Origin of the sequence: Vibrio sp. 10N.222.47.A9 (genome assembly GCF_963872585.1) — a bacterium.
GTDB lineage: Bacteria > Pseudomonadota > Gammaproteobacteria > Enterobacterales > Vibrionaceae > Vibrio > Vibrio splendidus.
The window spans coordinates 136,447-155,219 of the sequence record NZ_CAWNBB010000029.1; the positions used below are offsets into that span (position 1 = coordinate 136,447).

Consider the following 18,773-nt stretch of genomic DNA (forward strand, 5'->3'; position numbering starts at 1 on the left):
GAATTAACTGAGGAATAGAGAATGGCAACTGTAACTGCAGCTCTAGTTAAAGAACTTCGTGAACGCACAGCTGCGGGCATGATGGAATGTAAAAAAGCGCTTGTTGCTGCTGAAGGCGACATCGAGCTAGCAATTGAAAATATGCGTAAATCTGGCGCAGCGAAAGCAGCTAAAAAAGCTGGTAACGTTGCTGCAGAAGGCACAATCGTTATTAAAGAAGACGCTGGCGTTGCTGCTCTTCTTGAAGTTAACTGCCAAACTGATTTCGTAGCTAAAGATGCAGGTTTCCTTGCATTCGCTAACGAAGTTGCTGAAGCTGCTCTAGCAGAGCGTTTAGATATCGTTGCACTTCAAGCTAAGTTTGAAGACGCACGTATTGCGCTAGTAACTAAAATCGGTGAAAACATCAGCATCCGTCGCGTTGAGCTAATCGAAGGTGTTGCACTTGCTTCTTACCGTCACGGCGAGAAAATCGGTGTTGTTGTTGCTGGTGAAGGCGAAGCTGAAACGCTTAAGCACATCGCTATGCACGTTGCTGCTTCTAAGCCTGAGTACGTTAACCCATCTGACGTACCTGCTGACGTAGTAGAAAAAGAAAAAGCTGTTCAAGTTGAAATCGCTATGAACGAAGGCAAACCACAAGAGATCGCTGAGAAAATGGTTATCGGCCGTATGAAGAAATTCACGGGCGAAGTATCTCTTACTGGTCAAGCTTTCATCATGGAACCTAAGAAAACTGTTGCTGACATTCTTAAAGAGAAAGGCGCATCAGTTACTACCTTCGTTCGTTTAGAAGTTGGTGAAGGTATCGAGAAAGCGGCTGAAATGAGCTTCGCAGACGAAGTTGCAGCGGTACAACAAGGTTAATCCTTAGTGTATTGATTGAAAAAGACCGTGGCAAATGCTGCGGTCTTTTTATGAATAGTGAATTATTTTTCGGCTGTTAGCTGTTATGAATGCAAACTGAGCTCTTCAGTTTTTATCCATGACTGTTAATCATCAACTCTTTGGAAGGTAAACTCCATGACTACGAACCCTAAACCGGCGTATCAACGTATTCTGTTAAAACTTAGCGGCGAAGCACTACAAGGCGAAGAAGGTTTTGGTATTGACGCGACGGTCCTTGATCGTATGGCTCAAGAAGTAAAAGAATTGGTTGAACTAGGTGTTCAAGTAGGCGTTGTTATCGGTGGCGGTAACCTTTTCCGTGGTGCAGGCCTTGCTGAAGCAGGTATGAACCGCGTTGTTGGTGACCACATGGGTATGCTAGCAACGGTAATGAACGGCCTTGCAATGCGTGACGCCCTGCATCGTGCTTACGTAAATGCACGTGTAATGTCAGCTATCCCTCTTAAAGGTGTATGTGACGACTACAACTGGGCAGATGCAATCAGCCAACTACGTCAAGGTCGTGTTGTGATCTTCTCTGCTGGTACTGGTAACCCATTCTTCACTACAGATTCTGCTGCGTGTCTACGTGGTATCGAAATTGAAGCTGACGTAGTTCTAAAAGCGACAAAGGTAGATGGCGTATTTACTGCTGACCCAGTAGCAAACCCAGACGCAGAGCTGTATGATACGTTGTCTTACAACACTATTCTTGAAAAAGAACTTAAAGTGATGGATTTGGCTGCATTTACGCTAGCACGTGATCACAAAATGCCAATCCGTGTATTTAACATGAATAAACCAGGCGCATTACGTCGCGTGGTTATGGGTGAAACTGAAGGTACATTAATCAGCGACGCTGACTAATTTTTCGGGCTTACTGAGGTGTTATGCTTTGGTAAGCTTATCCTTATCACTCCAAATAAAAAGCTTTCTTGAAGAAAGAACATAATCAAGGTGAAATTGTGATTAACGAAATCAAAAAAGACGCTCAAGAGCGTATGGATAAAAGTGTAGATGCACTTAAAAATAGCCTGCAAAAGATTCGTACAGGCCGTGCTCACCCAAGCCTACTGTCTGGTCTTACTGTAGAGTACTACGGTGCACCAACGCCTTTGGCTCAAGTTGCTAACGTTATTGCAGAAGATGCACGTACACTAGCAATTACAGTGTTTGATAAAACACTGACTCCTTTAGTTGAAAAAGCAATCCTGACATCTGACCTAGGCCTAAATCCTATGTCTGCTGGCACGGTTATTCGTGTACCACTTCCAGCGTTAACGGAAGAGCGTCGTAAAGACCTCGTTAAAATCGTTCGTGGTGAAGCTGAAGGTGGCCGTGTTGCTATCCGTAATATCCGTCGCGACGCGAATGGCGATCTAAAAGCACTTCTGAAAGACAAAGAAATCTCTGAAGATGAAGATCGTAGAGCACAAGACGAAATTCAAAAGCTAACTGACATTGCGGTTAAGAACGTAGATGAAGTTCTAGCAACTAAAGAAAAAGAGTTGATGGAAGTTTAATTTTCCATATTCTTTTCTTTCCGGAAAAACGCTGTACTCACGGTTCAGCGTTTTTTTATGCTACTCTGTTCGACTATTAGAATTTGATTCACTCTTTTATGCATAATTCTCAAGCGTTCACAGACTCTCTTCCTAAACACATTGCTATCATTATGGATGGTAATGGCCGCTGGGCAAAAGCTCAGGGCAAGCCTCGCGTCTTTGGTCATAAAAACGGTGTTCGAGCCGTTCGTAAAACCATCTCTTCATCTGCCAGACTTGGCATTAAGGCCGTAACACTTTTTGCGTTTAGTAGCGAAAACTGGCGTCGTCCTGAAGAAGAAGTCGGTATCTTGATGGAACTGTTTATTTCAGTGCTGTCGAGTGAAGTAAAAAAACTTCATAAAAATAATCTACAATTGCGTGTTATTGGTGATAAAAGTCGTTTCAATGATCGACTCCAAAAGAAGATAGAAGAAGCAGAAGCTTTGACTAGTACCAATACGGGTATGGTTATTAATATTGCTGCTAATTATGGCGGTAAGTGGGATATCCAGCAGGCAATGACCTCAATTGCTCAACAGGTAAAGTCTGGCGATATTAATGTAGATGACATTGATGAAGCTATGATTACACAGCACCTGACTATGGCAGATATTCCTGAAGTTGACCTACTTATCCGCACCAGTGGCGAGTGCCGCATTAGTAACTTTATGCTTTGGCAATTGGCTTACGCCGAAATGTATTTCACTGAACAATTCTGGCCAGACTTTAATGAAGACAGCTTAGTAGAAGCTGTGACTTGGTTTGTAAACCGCGAGCGTCGTTTTGGATGCACTGGTGAGCAAATTAAAGCTCTGATGGACAGTTAATAAGGATTTTTTGGTTTGAAACAACGAATTATTACGGCGTTGATTTTAGCTCCCCTAGTTATTCTAGGTATTTTCGAGTTATCACTTCCCACGTTTATTCTTTCACTAGCAGTAATCTCGCTATTGGGCTTTTGGGAGTGGACTCAGTTTGTTGAAAGCAAATCGCGTTATTTAGCGCTGATTCCAACGGTTGTAGTCAGTGCTGCAAGTTTTGCTTTTATCCCTTTTGATGCATTTAGCCTTAATCATTTATCTAGCGCTCACTACACCATTCTAACGATTGGCTCTATTTGGTGGGTAATAGCGAGTGGTATGGCGGTGACTTACCCTAAGTCTATGCCCGCATGGAAAGATTCTTCTCTCCTTCGTCACGCATTTGGCGTGCTGACTCTGCTGCCATTTTTTTGGAGTGTGGTTATTCTGCGCGCTAACGGTATTGATGTTGATCCTTACCACGGTGCAAAATTGGTGATGTTTGTTTGTTTGCTCGTTTGGGCAGCTGACAGCGGTGCTTATTTTTCAGGAAAGAGTTTTGGTAAGCGTAAAATGGCACCAGCGGTAAGCCCTAATAAGACGATTGAAGGTCTTATTGGTGGCATTATTACAGCAGTGATCATAGCTTGGATTTTTGCTGACTTATTTGATATCCAATTCACAAGTCCTCTTCACATGATTGTAATTACCCTTGTGACTGTCGTTATCTCTGTTCTTGGTGACCTTGTTGAAAGCATGTTTAAGCGTGTTTCAGGGGTGAAAGACAGCAGTAATCTGATTCCTGGTCATGGTGGTATACTTGATAGAATAGATAGCTTAACGGCTGCATTCCCTGTCTTTGCTTTGCTTTATTTAGCATTCTAATAATAAAGGGCAGTGATTCTGCCCTTTATTTCATTTCTACGGTCATATGTGATGCGAAATCTAACTATCCTTGGCGCTACCGGCTCAATTGGTGCAAGTACACTAAAAGTCGTTGAACAAAACCCAGATCTCTATTCGGTCGTGGCACTGGCTGCCGGGTCGAATGTCGAAAAGATGTTGGCGTTAGTTGAAAAGTGGCAACCAAGCTATATTGCTATGGCTTGCCCTGATGCAGCATCTCAGCTGACTGAAATACTGTCCGCTAATTACCCTAACGTTACAGTACTTTCAGGCCCAGAAGGCATGTGTCAGGTTGCTTCTCTAGAGGAAGTGGACACGGTAATGGCTGCGATTGTGGGAGCGGCAGGTTTACTTCCTACGATGGCTGCGGTTAAGGCTGGTAAGCGTATTTTGCTTGCTAATAAAGAAGCCTTGGTGATGTCAGGGCAGTTGTTTATAGACGCCGTGGAAAAGTACGGTGCTGAACTACTTCCTGTAGACAGTGAGCATAATGCTATCTTCCAATGCCTACCGCAAAATGTACAAACCCATCTAGGTCGTTGTAATCTGGAAGAGAACGGTATCAACCATATTCTCTTGACGGGTTCTGGCGGTCCTTTCCGCTATACGGATGTTGCTGAGTTAGATTCGGTAACACCGGCTCGCGCTATTGCACACCCTAACTGGTCTATGGGCCCTAAGATCTCTGTTGACTCTGCGACCATGATGAATAAAGGTCTTGAGTATATTGAAGCTAAGTGGCTATTTAATGCTTCTCAAGAACAGTTAAAAGTCATTATTCATCCTCAGTCTGTGATTCATTCAATGGTCCAGTACAAGGATGGCTCGGTACTTGCTCAAATGGGTGAACCCGATATGGCGACGCCAATCGCTTTGACGATGTCTTATCCTGAGCGTACAGAAGCTGGCGTTAAGCCTCTGGATTTCACCAAAGTGGGCGAGCTTACTTTTCTAGAACCCGATTTTAGCCGTTACCCATGTTTAAGGTTAGCAATTGAAGCGTGCTACCTAGGGCAGCATGCAACAACAGCAATTAATGCTGCCAATGAAATTGCAGTCGATGCCTTTTTGAACAATCGGGTTAAGTTTACCGATATTGCTGTCATTAATGAGCATGTTATGAGCAAAGTATGTGAACAATATAGCTCTGAGGGTTTAGATAGCTTGGAAAGCCTTCTTGAGCTAGATAATATGTCTCGTCAAATAGCCATTCAATTTATTAAAGAGCAGCTAGCATGAGTGGAATTCTGTGGAACTTCGCATCTTTTATTGTAGCGCTTGGTATCCTGGTTGCTGTTCATGAGTTTGGACACTTCTGGGTTGCTCGTCGTTGTGGTGTGAAAGTAGAAAAATTCTCGATTGGTTTTGGTAAATCAATCTGGAGCAAGATCGGCCGTGATGGTACTGAATACAGCTTGTCAGTGATTCCGCTGGGCGGCTACGTTAAGATGCTCGATGGGCGTGTTGACGACCTTTCTGAAGAAGAGCAGCAATACGCTTTTGACAAGAAGCCATTGTGGAAACGCACGGCGATAGTCGGTGCAGGCCCAGCATTTAACTTTATCTTTGCGGTGTTTGCGTATTGGCTGGTATTTTTGATTGGCGTGCCTGCGGTTAAACCGGTGATCGGTGAGGTCACCCCGCAATCTATTGTTGCACAAGCCGGAATTGAAACTGGAATGGAACTTAAATCTATTTCAGGAATCAAAACCGCAGATTGGGAATCAGTCAATATGGGTTTGATATCACATATTGGTGACCAATCCATGACAGTAACGGTTTCTTCTCAAGACGATATCGGCTTTGAGCAACAGGTGACATTGGATATTTCAGACTGGTCGTTCAACCCAGAAACTGAGTCTGCAATGACAACGCTTGGTTTTAGACCGTACTCTCCAGAGATATCAACAGTGCTTGCTCAAGTTATTGATGATGGCGCTGCATACTCTGCGGGGCTAGAAGCTGGTGACAAAATTGTTGAAATTAATGGGCAGCCAATTGAACAGTGGCAGTCGGTTGTTGAGTTAATTCGCTCGAACCCGATGAAATCCATGAACCTTATTGTACTGCGTAATGGTTTTGAACAGTCGTTGTCTATGACGCCAAAAAGTCGAGAGCTTTCTGATGGTTCAATAATCGGCTATGCGGGTATTGCTCCAGAAGTCGCAGAATGGCCAGAAGATTATCGCTTTGAGTTACAATTTGGTGTAATTGAGTCTGTAGGAAAAGCATTTGATAAAACAGGTCAAATCATTAGTTTGACGCTGACAATGCTCAAGAAGCTCATCGTTGGCGATGTCGGCTTAAACAACTTGAGTGGCCCGATTTCAATTGCTAAAGGCGCAGGTACAACCGCCGATTACGGTTTGGTTTACTTCTTAGGCTTTTTGGCTCTGATTAGTGTCAATTTGGGTATTATTAATTTGGTTCCGCTGCCTATGCTTGATGGCGGACATTTGCTCTTTTTCGCTATTGAGGCCATTACTCGTAAACCTGTCCCTGAAAAAATTCAGGAAATGGGATACAGAGTGGGAGGTGCAATCCTCTTCTCTTTGATGGCTCTGGCAATATTTAATGATTTTACTCGTCTGTGAATGGTTTCTCACAGGCATTGGTAGTAGCAAGGAATAATTAGAATAAGTATGGCGATTAAGCAAATTCTGTTCGCAAGTCTATTGGCCACTAGTGTGGCTGCGAACGGAGCACAAAACTTTGTAGTTCAAGATATCAAGATCGAAGGTTTACAGCGTGTTGCACTTGGTGCAGCTCTACTGAAAATGCCAGTGCGTATTGGCGATGAAGTGGATGAAGGCGATGTATCTGAGATCATTCGTGCACTGTATGCTTCAGGTAACTTTGAGGATGTTAAGGTCCTTCGCGATGAAGGTGTTTTAGTTGTTCAAGTAAAAGAACGACCGACCATCGCAAGCATTTCATTTTCAGGGAACAAAGCGATCAAAGAAGAGCAACTTCAGCAGAACCTAGATGCATCTGGTGTTCGTGAAGGTGAAGCCCTTGACCGCACAACGCTGAGTAACATCGAGAAAGGCCTTGAAGATTTTTACTACAGTGTTGGTAAGTACAACGCGACAGTAAAAGCGGTTGTGACACCTTTGCCACGTAACCGTTCTGACCTTAAGTTTGTATTTACTGAAGGCGTATCCGCTAAGATTCAGCAAATCAACTTTATTGGTAATGAAGTCTTCTCTGATGCTGAGCTACTGAGCCGTTTCAACTTGAATGTTGATGTTGCATGGTGGAATTTCCTTGCGGATGAAAAATACCAGAAGCAAGTATTAGCGGGTGATATCGAAGCGTTGAAATCGTACTACCTTGACCGTGGTTACCTTAAATTTAAGGTGGATTCTACACAAGTAGCGATCTCTCCAGATAAGAAAGGCGTTTACATCACGCTTGGTATTGATGAAGGCGAAGCCTACACCGTTAAAGATGTCGCGTTTCGCGGTGAGCTGATTGGCCGTGAGGCTGATTTTGAAGCATTAGTTCCATTTGAAGACGGCGATACGTATAACGGCTCTTCTGTGACATCACTAGAAGAGGGCGTAAAACGTATTCTTGGTGAGTCTGGTTATGCGTACCCACAAGTACGTACTATTCCTGAATTTGACGATGAGACCAAAGAAGTATCATTGGTGATTAATGTAGAAGCGGGCAGCCGTATCTACGTTCGTGATATTCGATTTACGGGTAATAACTCGACCAAAGATGAAGTACTACGTCGTGAAATGCGTCAAATGGAAGGCAGCTGGCTTAACTCTAAGTCAATTGACACCGGTAAGAGCCGCCTTAACCGTTTAGGTTTCTTTGAAACGGTTGATGTACAAACAGTGCGTGTTCCTGGCAGTGAAGACCAAGTTGACTTGGTTTACAACGTTAAGGAAGCGAACTCAGGCAGCATCAACTTTGGTGTTGGTTACGGTACCGAATCAGGTGTCAGCTTCCAAGTTGGTTTGCAACAAGATAACTTTGCGGGTTCAGGTAACCGTGTTGGCGTAAGTGCCATGATGAACGATTACCAAAAGAACGTGAGCTTAGACTACCGTGACCCATACTGGAACCTTGATGGTGTGAGCTTAGGCGGTAAGATCTTCTACAACGAATTCGAAGCCTCTGAAGCGGGTATTGTCGACTATACCAACCAAAGTTACGGCACCAGCCTGACATGGGGCTTCCCTATGGATGAGCTGAACCGTATCGAATTTGGTGTTGGCTATACGCACAACAAGATCGGTAACGTTCCGACTTATATCCAAGTGGAACAGTTCGCGAGAAGTATTAACCAATATGGTGACGAAAACATCTTAACCGATGACTTCGATATCAATATCTCTTGGACTCGTAACAACCTTAACCGTGGTTTCTTCCCAACCGAGGGTAACCACCAACGTGCTTTCGCTAAAATGACTGTACCAGGCTCTGACGCTAAGTACTTCAAAGCTCAGTACGATGTAAAACATTACATCCCGCTGACCAAAAAGCATGAGTTCACACTTTTGATGCGTGGCCGATTAGGCTATGGTAATGGTTACGGTCAAACGGATGGTAATGATAACTTGTTCCCATTCTACGAGAACTACTACGCAGGTGGCTTTACAACGTTGCGTGGCTTTGGCTCTAACTCAGCGGGTCCAAAAGCCGTTTACGGGAGCAGTACGGGTAACAACCCAACGTACAGCTCTGCAACCGATGATTCGGTTGGTGGTAATGCGGTTGCCTTGGCAAGTTTAGAGTTAATTGTACCTACGCCGTTTGCTTCTGATGAAGCACGTAGCCAGATTCGAACCAGTGTCTTCTTTGACATGGCAAGTGTATGGGATACCGAGTTCGTAGACCGTGGTGCACCTAACAGTGGCAGCCAGTATTACTACGATTACTCTGATCCAACAAATTACCGTTCATCTTATGGTGCAGCCCTTCAATGGATGTCGCCGATGGGCCCATTGGTTTTCTCTCTAGCGAAACCCGTTAAAATTTACGAAGGTGATGATGAAGAATTCTTCACATTTACCATTGGTAGAACTTTCTAATATTTAAAGGACAATATTTTGAAAAATATGATTAAAGCAGCAGGTTTAGGCCTTGTAGTTCTTAGCTCTTCTTTCTTTGCAACAGCTGCTGAAGCTGCGCAAAAAGTGGGTTATGTAAACACTGCACAAGTATTCCAGGCTCTACCTCAGCGCGAAGTTGTTCTTCAAAAAATGCAGGAAGAGTTCAAAGATAAAGCTGCTGAGCTGCAGAGCATTCAAGCAGAAGCAAAAACTAAGATTGAAAAGCTTAAGCGTGATGGTGAACTACTAGGTCCTGACGAAGTTGAGAAGCTTCGTATCGAAGTCGGTCAACTAGACAGTAAGTACAAAATCAAAGCTCAAGCACTAGAAAAAGCAAGCCAACGTCGTGAAGCACAAGAGAAGCAGAAGCTATTCAAAGTGATTCAAGATGCTGTAACTAAAGTTGCAGAGAAAGAAGGCTACGACATGATTGTTGATATTCAAGCTCTGCAGTACGGCAAGCCGGAATACAACATCTCTGAGCAAGTAATTAAATCACTGAAATAAGTTTATGAAGAACCTGACTTTAGCCGAATTGGCAACGATTACCGGGGGAGAGCTACACGGAGACGGTATGGTTACCGTTTCAGCAGTTGCTCCTATGGATAAAGCGCAAGAAGGAAACATTACGTTCCTTTCGAACGTGAAGTACAGCAAGCACCTTGGTGACTGTAAAGCATCCGCTATTATGGTTAAAGAGAGTGAGCGCGAACTGTGTAAGACCAACGTGATTGTGGTCAGCGACCCTTACGTTGCTTTTGCTAAAGTTGCTCAAGCGCTTGATACTACTCCTGCACCCGCAGCGGCTATCGCTGATTCTGCTTCAATTTCAAGCGATGCAACCATTGGACAAAATGTGTCTATCGGTGCGAACGCTGTGATTGAGTCTGGTGTGGTACTTGGTGATGATGTGATCATCGGAGCGGGTTGTTTTATTGGTAAAAATGCAAATATTGGCACAGGCACTAAGCTATGGGCTAATGTAAGTGTTTACCATGAAGTCGTGATTGGTGACGCGTGTTTGATTCAATCAAGCACTGTCATTGGCTCTGATGGCTTTGGTTATGCGAACGAGAAAGGTGAGTGGGTTAAGATTCCACAAGTCGGTTCAGTTCGCATTGGTAACCGTGTAGAAATTGGCGCGTGTACAACCATCGACCGTGGCGCATTAGATGACACAATCATTGAAGATAACGTTATCTTAGATAACCAGCTTCAAATTGCTCACAATGTTCACATCGGATATGGTTCTGCTATTGCAGGTGGTACTATTATCGCAGGCAGCACGACGATAGGTAAGTACTGTATTATTGGTGGCGGTTGTGTGATTAATGGTCATATTGAAATCGTTGGCGGCGTTACAATCACCGGTATGGGGATGGTAATGCGCAGTATCACTGAGAAAGGCATGTACTCTTCGGGTATTCCTTTACAGCCAAACAAAGATTGGCGTAAAACAGCAACGCGTGTACATCGTATTGATGAAATGAACAAGCGTTTGAAAACCGTTGAAAAACTTATCGAGAAGAGCGCGGAATCATAATTCCAGCATTTCTAATAAAAGGCTCGCGTACAGCGAGTCTTTTTCGTTTATAATCCTTCTAATTAAATAAAGAATATACATAGGAATACGACTTTGACTACTGAACAGACAACGATGAACATTACTGAAATTCAGGAACTATTACCTCATCGCTACCCATTCTTAATGGTTGATCGTGTGACTAGCTTTGAAAAAGAAAAAACACTGACTGCGATTAAGAATGTCTCTGTTAACGAACCTCAGTTCACAGGCCACTTCCCTCAACTTCCTGTATTCCCAGGCGTGTTGATCTTAGAAGCAATGGCGCAAGCAACTGGTCTTCTAGCATTTAAATCATTTGGTGCCCCTTCTGGTAACGAGCTTTACTACTTTGCAAGTGTAGATAAAGCTAAATTCCGCAAGCCAGTAGTGCCAGGTGACCAACTGATTATCGAAGTTGAATTCTTAAAAGAGCGTCGTGGTATTGCATCGTTTAACGGCGTTGCTAAAGTTGACGGCGTAGTTGTATGTTCAGCTGAACTTAAATGTGCTCGTAGAGAGTTTTAATATGATTCATGAAACAGCGAAAATTCACCCGGCAGCAGTAATCGAAGGTGATGTAACTATCGGTGCTAACGTGACGGTTGGGCCTTTCACTTACATTGCTGGTAACGTGACAATTGGTGACGACACTGAAGTGATGTCGCATGTGGTGATCAAAGGTCACACAACCATTGGTAAAGAAAACCGCATCTTCCCACACGCTGTTATCGGTGAAGAGAACCAAGATAAGAAGTACGGTGGCGAAGAGACAACAGTTGTGATCGGTGATCGCAACGTGATTCGTGAGGCGGTTCAAATTCACCGTGGTACAACTCAAGACAAAGCAACCACAGTGATCGGTGATGACAACTTACTTTGTGTTAATGCTCACGTAGCACACGATGTTATTGTTGGTAACCACACTCACATTGGTAACAACGCTATTCTTGGCGGTCACGTAACAGTGGGTGACTACGCTGGTGTAATGGCGCTATCTGCGATTCACCCGTTCTGTTCAATAGGTGCTTACGCCTACATTGGCGGTTGTTCTGCTGTTGTACAAGATGTACTGCCGTACGTGCTTGCACAGGGTAACCATGCAGCTCCATTTGGTCTTAACCTAGTGGGCCTGAAGCGTAACGGATTTGAGAAACCAGAAATTCGTGCACTACAGAAAGCGTACAAAGAGTTATACCGTTCAGGTAAAACACTTGAAGAAGCGAAAGTGGCTTTAGTTGAAATGGCGAAAGAGTTTACTTCGGTTACTCCTATGCTAGAAATGCTAGAGAACTCTGAGCGCGGTATTATTCGTTAATACTTGATATGATTGTTTACCAATCATATCAAGTACGACAATAATGACTTAATCAGATTGGTATAACAAAAAGATCGCTACTCATTGGGCGGTCTTTTTTGTTTTAGGCAAGAAGGGAATTGGAAAACTATGGCACAGCAAGAAGCAGCAACCAATAGCTCGGACTTTGTTTCGAATGAACCTCTACGCGTAGGTATCGTCGTCGGAGAACTCTCGGGTGACACGCTTGGCGAGGGTTTTATTAAAGCGGTCAAATCACAATATCCGAATGCTGAATTCGTGGGTATTGGCGGACCAAAAATGAAAGCGCTTGGTTGTGAGTCTCTTTTCGAAATGGAAGAGCTTGCCGTGATGGGGCTTGTAGAAGTGCTTGGTCGTTTACCTCGTTTGTTAAAAGTGAAAGCGGAACTGGTGAAGTATTTCACTCAAAACCCGCCAGATGTCTTCGTTGGTATTGATGCGCCAGATTTCAACCTAAGACTTGAATTGGATCTTAAGAACGCGGGCATTAAGACCGTTCATTATGTCAGCCCTTCAGTATGGGCATGGCGTCCAAAGCGTATCTTTAAAATCGACAAAGCAACCGACTTGGTACTGGCTTTCTTGCCGTTTGAAAAGGCATTCTACGATAAATATAATGTTGCTTGTGAATTTGTTGGTCATACATTGGCAGACACCATTCCACTAAAACCGAATAAAAAAGAAGCTCGCGAGCTTTTAGGTTTAGATCAAGATAAGCCTTGGTTAGCCGTATTACCGGGTAGTCGCGGTGGTGAGATGAGTTTGATTGCTCAACCCTTTATTGAGACTTGCCAGCGTATTAAGCAAAAATACCCTGATATCAACTTTGTTGTTGCGCTCGTTAATGAGCAGCGTAAAAAGCAGTTCACTGAAATTTGGCAATCGACGGCACCTGAACTTGAATTTACATTGGTAGAAGATACCGCCACCAACGTGATTACCGCTGCTGATTCTGTTCTGTTAGCTTCGGGTACTGTTGCTCTCGAATGCATGTTGTTGAAACGCCCAATGGTCGTTGGCTACAAAGTAAATAAACTGACGGGTTATATTGTTAAGAAATTATCGATTACTGAGTTCGTATCGTTACCGAACATTTTGGCTGGCGAAGAGATTGTGAAAGAGCATATTCTTGAAGAGTGTCACCCAGACTTCTTGTTTCCGTCTGTCGATAAGATGCTATCCGCTGATAACAGCGCATTAATCGAACGCTTTACCGAGATGCATCATTGGATTCGTAAAGACGCGGATAAACAAGCGGCTAACGCGGTATTGAAATTGATAGATCGACCATGTGTTGAGTCATAAAGTGCTCGTTTACAGAACATTAAGAGAAGAATTATGGCAGTAAAAGAGAAAAAAGAGCTTCCTCCTTTTGAGTATCCTCAAGGCTACCAATTATTTGCTGGTGTTGATGAAGTAGGGCGCGGGCCGTTAGTTGGCGATGTTGTTACTGCTGCGGTTATCCTCGATCCTAATAATCCAATCGAAGGTTTGAACGACTCAAAGAAACTGTCTGAGAAGAAGCGTCTGGCTCTGTTTCCTGAAATCAAAGAGAAAGCCTTGGCTTGGTCTGTTGGCCGTTGTTCCCCGCAAGAAATTGATGAGTGGAATATTCTGCAAGCGACCATGATTGCTATGCAGCGAGCGATCGCAGGGCTAAGCGTTCAACCTGATATGGCACTAATCGATGGAAACCGCGTTCCTGAACTGCCGATGGATGGTCTTGCTATTGTAAAAGGGGACTTGCGAGTTGCTGAAATCAGTGCGGCATCTATCATCGCTAAAGTTGTTCGTGACCAAGAGATGGAAGAACTTGATAAACTTCATCCAGAGTTTGGTTTTGCTCAACATAAAGGTTATCCGACCAAAGCGCATTTCGAAGCGATTGAAAAACACGGTGTAACCGAGCATTACCGCAAAAGCTTTAAGCCAGTAAAGCGCATTTTAGGTCTCGATTAAAGCTCGTCGACTAAGGCTGTATATTGATTAGGGCTTAGTATTGGTTAGAGCTTTATAATGATTAGAGCTTTATATTGCTTAGACTCATGTTGACCGGAGCAAGGCATCGAATAAAGTTGCTTATTTGCGGTAGAAAAAAATAGAATACACACAGTTGTAATCCTAGGCCTAAACCTAGAACTCAGGAAAAATAATGTCAGATCCAAAATTTGTTCACCTACGCGTACACAGTGATTTTTCGATGGTGGATGGCCTATCTAAGGTGCCACCATTAGTTAAGAAAGTCGCTGAAATGGGTATGCCCGCTCTAGCATTGACCGACTTTACTAACCTATGTGGCTTGGTGAAATTTTACGGTACTGCTCATGGGTGTGGGGTTAAGCCAATTATTGGTGCTGACTTCTTGATGCAGTCTCAGGATTTTGGCGATGAATTGACCAAACTCACTGTTATTGCAACGAATAATAAAGGTTACAACAACCTAACATTATTGATTTCAAAAGCTTACCTTCGTGGTCATGTACAACATCAGCCTGTTATTGATAAAGAGTGGCTGATTGAACATGCCGAAGGCCTGATTCTTCTATCGGGAGCAAAAGAGGGTGAGATTGGTAAGGCGTTGCTGAAAGGCAATCGAGAGTTGGTTGCAAGCAGCGTTGAGTTTTACAAAACACATTTCGCAGACCGTTTTTATCTGGAGCTCATTCGTACTGGGCGCCCGGATGAAGAGTCTTATCTGCACTTTGCGCTAGAGCTTGCTGAACAAGAAGACCTGCCTGTTGTCGCGACCAACGAAGTGGTTTTCATTTCTGAAGACTTGTTTGATGCCCATGAAATTCGTGTGGCGATTCACGACGGTTTTACAATGGTTGATCCACGTCGACCGAAAAACTACAGCTCACAACAATACTTGCGTAGTGAAGAAGAGATGTGTGAGTTGTTCTCAGACATCCCTGAAGCACTGGAAAACAGTGTCGAAATTGCTAAGCGTTGTAACGTAACAGTTCGACTGGGCGAATACTTCTTACCTAACTTCCCAACGGAAGGTTTGGCGATTGAAGACTTCTTGATTAAAAAATCAGAAGAAGGCCTTGAGCGTCGTTTAGCGTTTCTATTCCCTGATGAGAAAATTCGAGCTGAACGCAGACCTGAATACGATGAGCGACTTAAGATTGAACTTGAAGTTGTCAACAATATGGGGTTCCCGGGTTACTTCTTGATCGTAATGGAGTTCATCCAGTGGTCAAAAGATAACGACGTACCAGTAGGTCCGGGTCGTGGTTCTGGTGCCGGTTCTTTGGTGGCTTACGCATTGGATATCACCGATCTTGATCCACTTGAATATGACTTGCTGTTCGAACGTTTCTTGAACCCAGAACGTGTATCTATGCCCGATTTCGATATCGACTTCTGCATGGATAAACGCGACCAAGTTATTGATCACGTAGCCGAGATGTACGGTCGTGATGCCGTTTCTCAGATCATCACCTTTGGTACTATGGCGGCAAAAGCGGTAATTCGTGACGTTGGCCGAGTCTTGGGCCACCCGTTTGGTTTCGTTGACCGTATTTCTAAGCTAGTTCCACCTGATCCGGGCATGACGCTAGAGAAGGCCTTCCTTGCTGAGCCAGCATTGCCAGAACTCTACGACGGTGATGAAGAAGTACGCGAACTGATTGATAAGTGTCGTATTCTTGAGGGTTGTACGCGAAATGCCGGTAAGCACGCGGGTGGTGTTGTTATCTCACCCACCACGATTACCGACTTTGCACCTATTTATGCCGATGCGGAAGGCAACTTCCCGGTAACGCAATTCGATAAGAATGACGTTGAAACCGCCGGTTTGGTTAAATTCGACTTCTTGGGTCTACGTACCCTGACCATCATCGATTGGGCGTTAGGCCTCGTAAACCCACGCTTGAAGAAAGAGGGTAAAGAGCCGGTTCGTATTGAATCGATTCCTCTAGATGACCAAGCGTCATTTAACCTATTACAAAATTCTGAAACGACGGCGGTATTCCAACTGGAATCACGCGGTATGAAAGATCTGATCAAGCGTCTACAACCCGACTCTTTTGAAGATATCATCGCATTGGTAGCTTTGTTCCGTCCGGGCCCTCTGCAATCAGGCATGGTAGATAACTTTATCGACCGTAAACACGGCCGAGAAGCTGTATCTTATCCTGATGAAACGTGGCAACACGAATCGTTAAAAGAAACACTAGAACCGACTTACGGCATCATCCTGTATCAAGAACAGGTAATGCAAATCGCTCAGATCCTTGCGGGTTATACGCTTGGTGGAGCCGATATGTTGCGTCGTGCGATGGGTAAGAAAAAGCCTGAAGAGATGGCAAAACAGCGCGGTACCTTTAAAGAAGGTGCTGAAGCCAATGGTGTTGATGGCGAACTGTCCATGAAGATCTTTGACTTGGTAGAGAAGTTTGCGGGCTACGGCTTTAACAAATCTCACTCGGCTGCATACGCACTGGTTTCTTATCAAACGCTGTGGCTGAAAACCCATTACCCAGCGGAGTTTATGGCAGCGGTAATGACCGCAGATATGGATAACACCGAAAAGGTTATTGGCCTTGTCGATGAGTGTTTCCGTATGAAGCTCAAGCTTCTTCCACCCGATATTAATTCCGGTTTATACCGTTTTAATGTGGATGAAGATGGTGCGATTGTTTATGGCATCGGTGCGATTAAAGGGGTGGGTGAAGGCCCAATTGAAGCCATTATTGAAGCGCGTAACAAAGGCGGTTACTTTAAAGACTTGTTCGACTTCTGTGCACGACTTGATCTGAAAAAAGTGAACAAGCGTGTTATCGAAAAGTTGATTCTGTCGGGCGCCTTAGATAGATTAGGTCCTCACCGAGCAGCGATGATGGCCTCATTGAAAGATGCGGTTAAGGCGGCAAGCCAACATCACCACGCTGAGTCTTTTGGTCAATCGGATATGTTTGGCGTGTTGACTGACGCTCCGGAAGAGGTGGAACACAAGTATACCCAAGTACCGAAGTGGCCTGAAAAGGTTTGGCTTGAAGGTGAGCGTGAGACGTTAGGTTTGTATTTAACGGGTCACCCAGTTAACGCTTACATTAAAGAACTCGCGAAATACACCAGCTGTCGCTTGAAAGATGCGACGCCGACGCGTCGTGATCAGTCTTTAACGATTGCAGGTTTGGTCATTGCTGCTAGGGTAATGACCACGAAGCGCGGAACTCGAATTGGTTTGATGACCCTCGACGACCGATCGGGGCGAATGGAAGTGATGTTGTTCTCGGATGCGCTCGATCGCTACGCTGAATTGCTCGAAAAAGATAAAATAGTGGTCGTTTCTGGACAGGTCAGCTTTGATGATTTCAATGGTGGGCTTAAAATGTCCGCGCGTGAGGTCATGGACTTAGGAAGCGCCCGTGAGAAATATGCTCGTGGGGTGTCGATATCTATCGACCAATCCCAAATTAATGGTCAATTTTTTGAACGCTTTAGTCAAATCTTAGAACCTTATAGAGCCGGAACGGTCCCAGTCAATGTATACTACCAGCGTGCCGACGCTAGAGCGCGGTTAACATTGGGCACAGAATGGCGTGTGACGCCAAGTGATACATTACTAGACGAATTAAAACAGCTGCTTGGAAATAGCCAAGTAGAACTCGAATTTAACTAAAATTTAGCTCCATGATTGTGGAGCTGAATCAACAAGGATTCATAGATGAGCCTGAACTTTCTAGAATTTGAAAAGCCTATCGCTGAACTTGAAGCAAAAATCGAAGCGCTACGTGACGTTTCACGTCACGGTGGTGACACAGCGGTAGATCTAGACAAAGAAATTGAACAACTAGAGAAAAAAAGCTTAGAGCTTAAACAGAAAATCTTTAGTGACCTAGGTGCATGGCAAGTAGCTCAACTTGCTCGTCACCCGCAACGTCCGTACACCAAAGATTACCTGGAGCATGCCTTCACAGAATTTGAAGAGATGGCGGGCGATCGCGCTTTCGCTGACGACAAAGCAATTGTGGGTGGTATGGCTCGTCTAAATGGTCGTCCTGTTATGGTTATTGGTCACCAGAAAGGTCGTGAGACTAAAGAAAAAGTGATTCGTAACTTTGGTATGCCAAAGCCAGAAGGTTACCGTAAGGCACTTCGCCTAATGGAAACGGCTGAGCGTTTCAACATGCCAATCATTACTTTCATCGATACAGCGGGTGCATACCCAGGTGTTGGTGCTGAAGAACGTGGTCAATCTGAAGCTATCGCAAAGAACCTTAAAGTTATGGCTGGCCTATCTGTGCCAGTTATCTGTAACGTTGTTGGTGAAGGCGGTTCAGGTGGTGCACTAGCGATTGGTGTTGGCGACTACGTGAACATGCTTCAGTACTCTACGTACTCAGTAATATCTCCAGAAGGTTGTGCTTCAATCTTGTGGCGTGATTCAGATAAAGCACCACAAGCTGCTGAAGCGATGGGCCTAGTTGCTCCTCGTCTGAAAGATCTTGAGCTTATCGACGAAATCATTCCTGAGCCTCTAGGTGGCGCGCACCGCGATCCAGTACAAACGGCTCAGAACATGAAAGACATGCTAGTTAAACAGCTAGAAGAGCTAGAGCAGTTTGATAACGAAGCACTACTTGAGCGTCGTTACCAACGCCTAATGAGCTACGGTTACTGCTGATAAGCGTGCCTTGAAATGAGGCAGCT

Annotated in this window: 16 protein-coding genes; all 16 read left to right on the forward strand. The window is 44.3% G+C overall.

The features are described from left to right. The first annotated feature begins 21 nt into the window (after window positions 1-21). Entirely contained in the window at window positions 22-867 is an 846-nt protein-coding gene (gene tsf, locus AACT19_RS07975) for a translation elongation factor Ts (RefSeq protein ID WP_017072670.1), read from the forward strand. A gap of 156 nt (window positions 868-1,023) precedes the next feature. Then, window positions 1,024-1,755 carry a UMP kinase gene (gene pyrH / locus AACT19_RS07980; protein ID WP_017072669.1) on the forward strand — a complete coding sequence of 244 codons (732 nt, stop codon included), beginning with the start codon at window positions 1,024-1,026 and terminating at the stop codon, window positions 1,753-1,755. A 98-nt stretch (window positions 1,756-1,853) separates the two neighbouring features. Next, on the forward strand, window positions 1,854-2,411 hold the full coding sequence (gene frr / locus AACT19_RS07985) for a ribosome recycling factor (protein ID WP_004734349.1): 558 nt from the start codon (window positions 1,854-1,856) through the stop codon (window positions 2,409-2,411). Between the two features lie 98 nt (window positions 2,412-2,509). After that, on the forward strand, window positions 2,510-3,262 hold the full coding sequence (locus AACT19_RS07990) for an isoprenyl transferase (protein ID WP_004734348.1): 753 nt from the start codon (window positions 2,510-2,512) through the stop codon (window positions 3,260-3,262). A 15-nt stretch (window positions 3,263-3,277) separates the two neighbouring features. Continuing rightward, window positions 3,278-4,120, forward strand: coding sequence for a phosphatidate cytidylyltransferase (locus AACT19_RS07995; protein WP_017084153.1), 843 nt, complete (start codon window positions 3,278-3,280; stop codon window positions 4,118-4,120). 51 nt (window positions 4,121-4,171) lie between these two features. Continuing rightward, window positions 4,172-5,380, forward strand: a complete 1,209-nt coding sequence (gene ispC / locus AACT19_RS08000; RefSeq protein WP_017086231.1) for a 1-deoxy-D-xylulose-5-phosphate reductoisomerase — start codon at window positions 4,172-4,174, stop codon at window positions 5,378-5,380. Beyond that, window positions 5,377-6,735: a sigma E protease regulator RseP gene (gene rseP, locus AACT19_RS08005; protein ID WP_017084151.1), complete on the forward strand. Its 1,359-nt coding sequence runs from the start codon at window positions 5,377-5,379 to the stop codon at window positions 6,733-6,735. The genes ispC and rseP overlap by 4 nt, the downstream gene beginning before the upstream one ends. Before the next feature lie 48 nt (window positions 6,736-6,783). Continuing rightward, window positions 6,784-9,189 (forward strand): outer membrane protein assembly factor BamA, encoded by a 2,406-nt coding sequence (gene bamA / locus AACT19_RS08010; RefSeq protein WP_017084150.1) that lies wholly within the window; start codon window positions 6,784-6,786, stop codon window positions 9,187-9,189. Between the two features lie 27 nt (window positions 9,190-9,216). Next, on the forward strand, window positions 9,217-9,717 hold the full coding sequence (locus AACT19_RS08015; protein WP_004734343.1) for an OmpH family outer membrane protein: 501 nt from the start codon (window positions 9,217-9,219) through the stop codon (window positions 9,715-9,717). 4 nt (window positions 9,718-9,721) lie between these two features. Beyond that, window positions 9,722-10,753: a UDP-3-O-(3-hydroxymyristoyl)glucosamine N-acyltransferase gene (gene lpxD, locus AACT19_RS08020; RefSeq protein WP_076645951.1), complete on the forward strand. Its 1,032-nt coding sequence runs from the start codon at window positions 9,722-9,724 to the stop codon at window positions 10,751-10,753. Between the two features lie 93 nt (window positions 10,754-10,846). After that, window positions 10,847-11,299: a 3-hydroxyacyl-ACP dehydratase FabZ gene (gene fabZ / locus AACT19_RS08025; protein WP_004734341.1), complete on the forward strand. Its 453-nt coding sequence runs from the start codon at window positions 10,847-10,849 to the stop codon at window positions 11,297-11,299. Between the two features lies 1 nt (window position 11,300). Beyond that, on the forward strand, window positions 11,301-12,089 hold the full coding sequence (gene lpxA / locus AACT19_RS08030; RefSeq protein WP_017084148.1) for an acyl-ACP--UDP-N-acetylglucosamine O-acyltransferase: 789 nt from the start codon (window positions 11,301-11,303) through the stop codon (window positions 12,087-12,089). Between the two features lie 129 nt (window positions 12,090-12,218). Next, complete coding sequence (lpxB, locus tag AACT19_RS08035; RefSeq protein ID WP_076645952.1) at window positions 12,219-13,415, forward strand: lipid-A-disaccharide synthase; 1,197 nt, start codon at window positions 12,219-12,221, stop codon at window positions 13,413-13,415. Window positions 13,416-13,448: 33 nt separating this feature from the next. After that, a complete protein-coding gene (gene rnhB, locus AACT19_RS08040; RefSeq protein ID WP_017086234.1) occupies window positions 13,449-14,069 on the forward strand; it encodes a ribonuclease HII in 621 nt (206 codons plus the stop codon). A gap of 193 nt (window positions 14,070-14,262) precedes the next feature. Further along, complete coding sequence (dnaE, locus tag AACT19_RS08045; protein ID WP_017084146.1) at window positions 14,263-17,742, forward strand: DNA polymerase III subunit alpha; 3,480 nt, start codon at window positions 14,263-14,265, stop codon at window positions 17,740-17,742. 45 nt (window positions 17,743-17,787) lie between these two features. Next, the gene (gene accA / locus AACT19_RS08050; protein ID WP_004734336.1) at window positions 17,788-18,747 is read left to right on the forward strand and encodes an acetyl-CoA carboxylase carboxyl transferase subunit alpha; all 960 of its coding nucleotides are present in this window, start codon (window positions 17,788-17,790) and stop codon (window positions 18,745-18,747) included. Window positions 18,748-18,773: the final 26 nt, after the last annotated feature.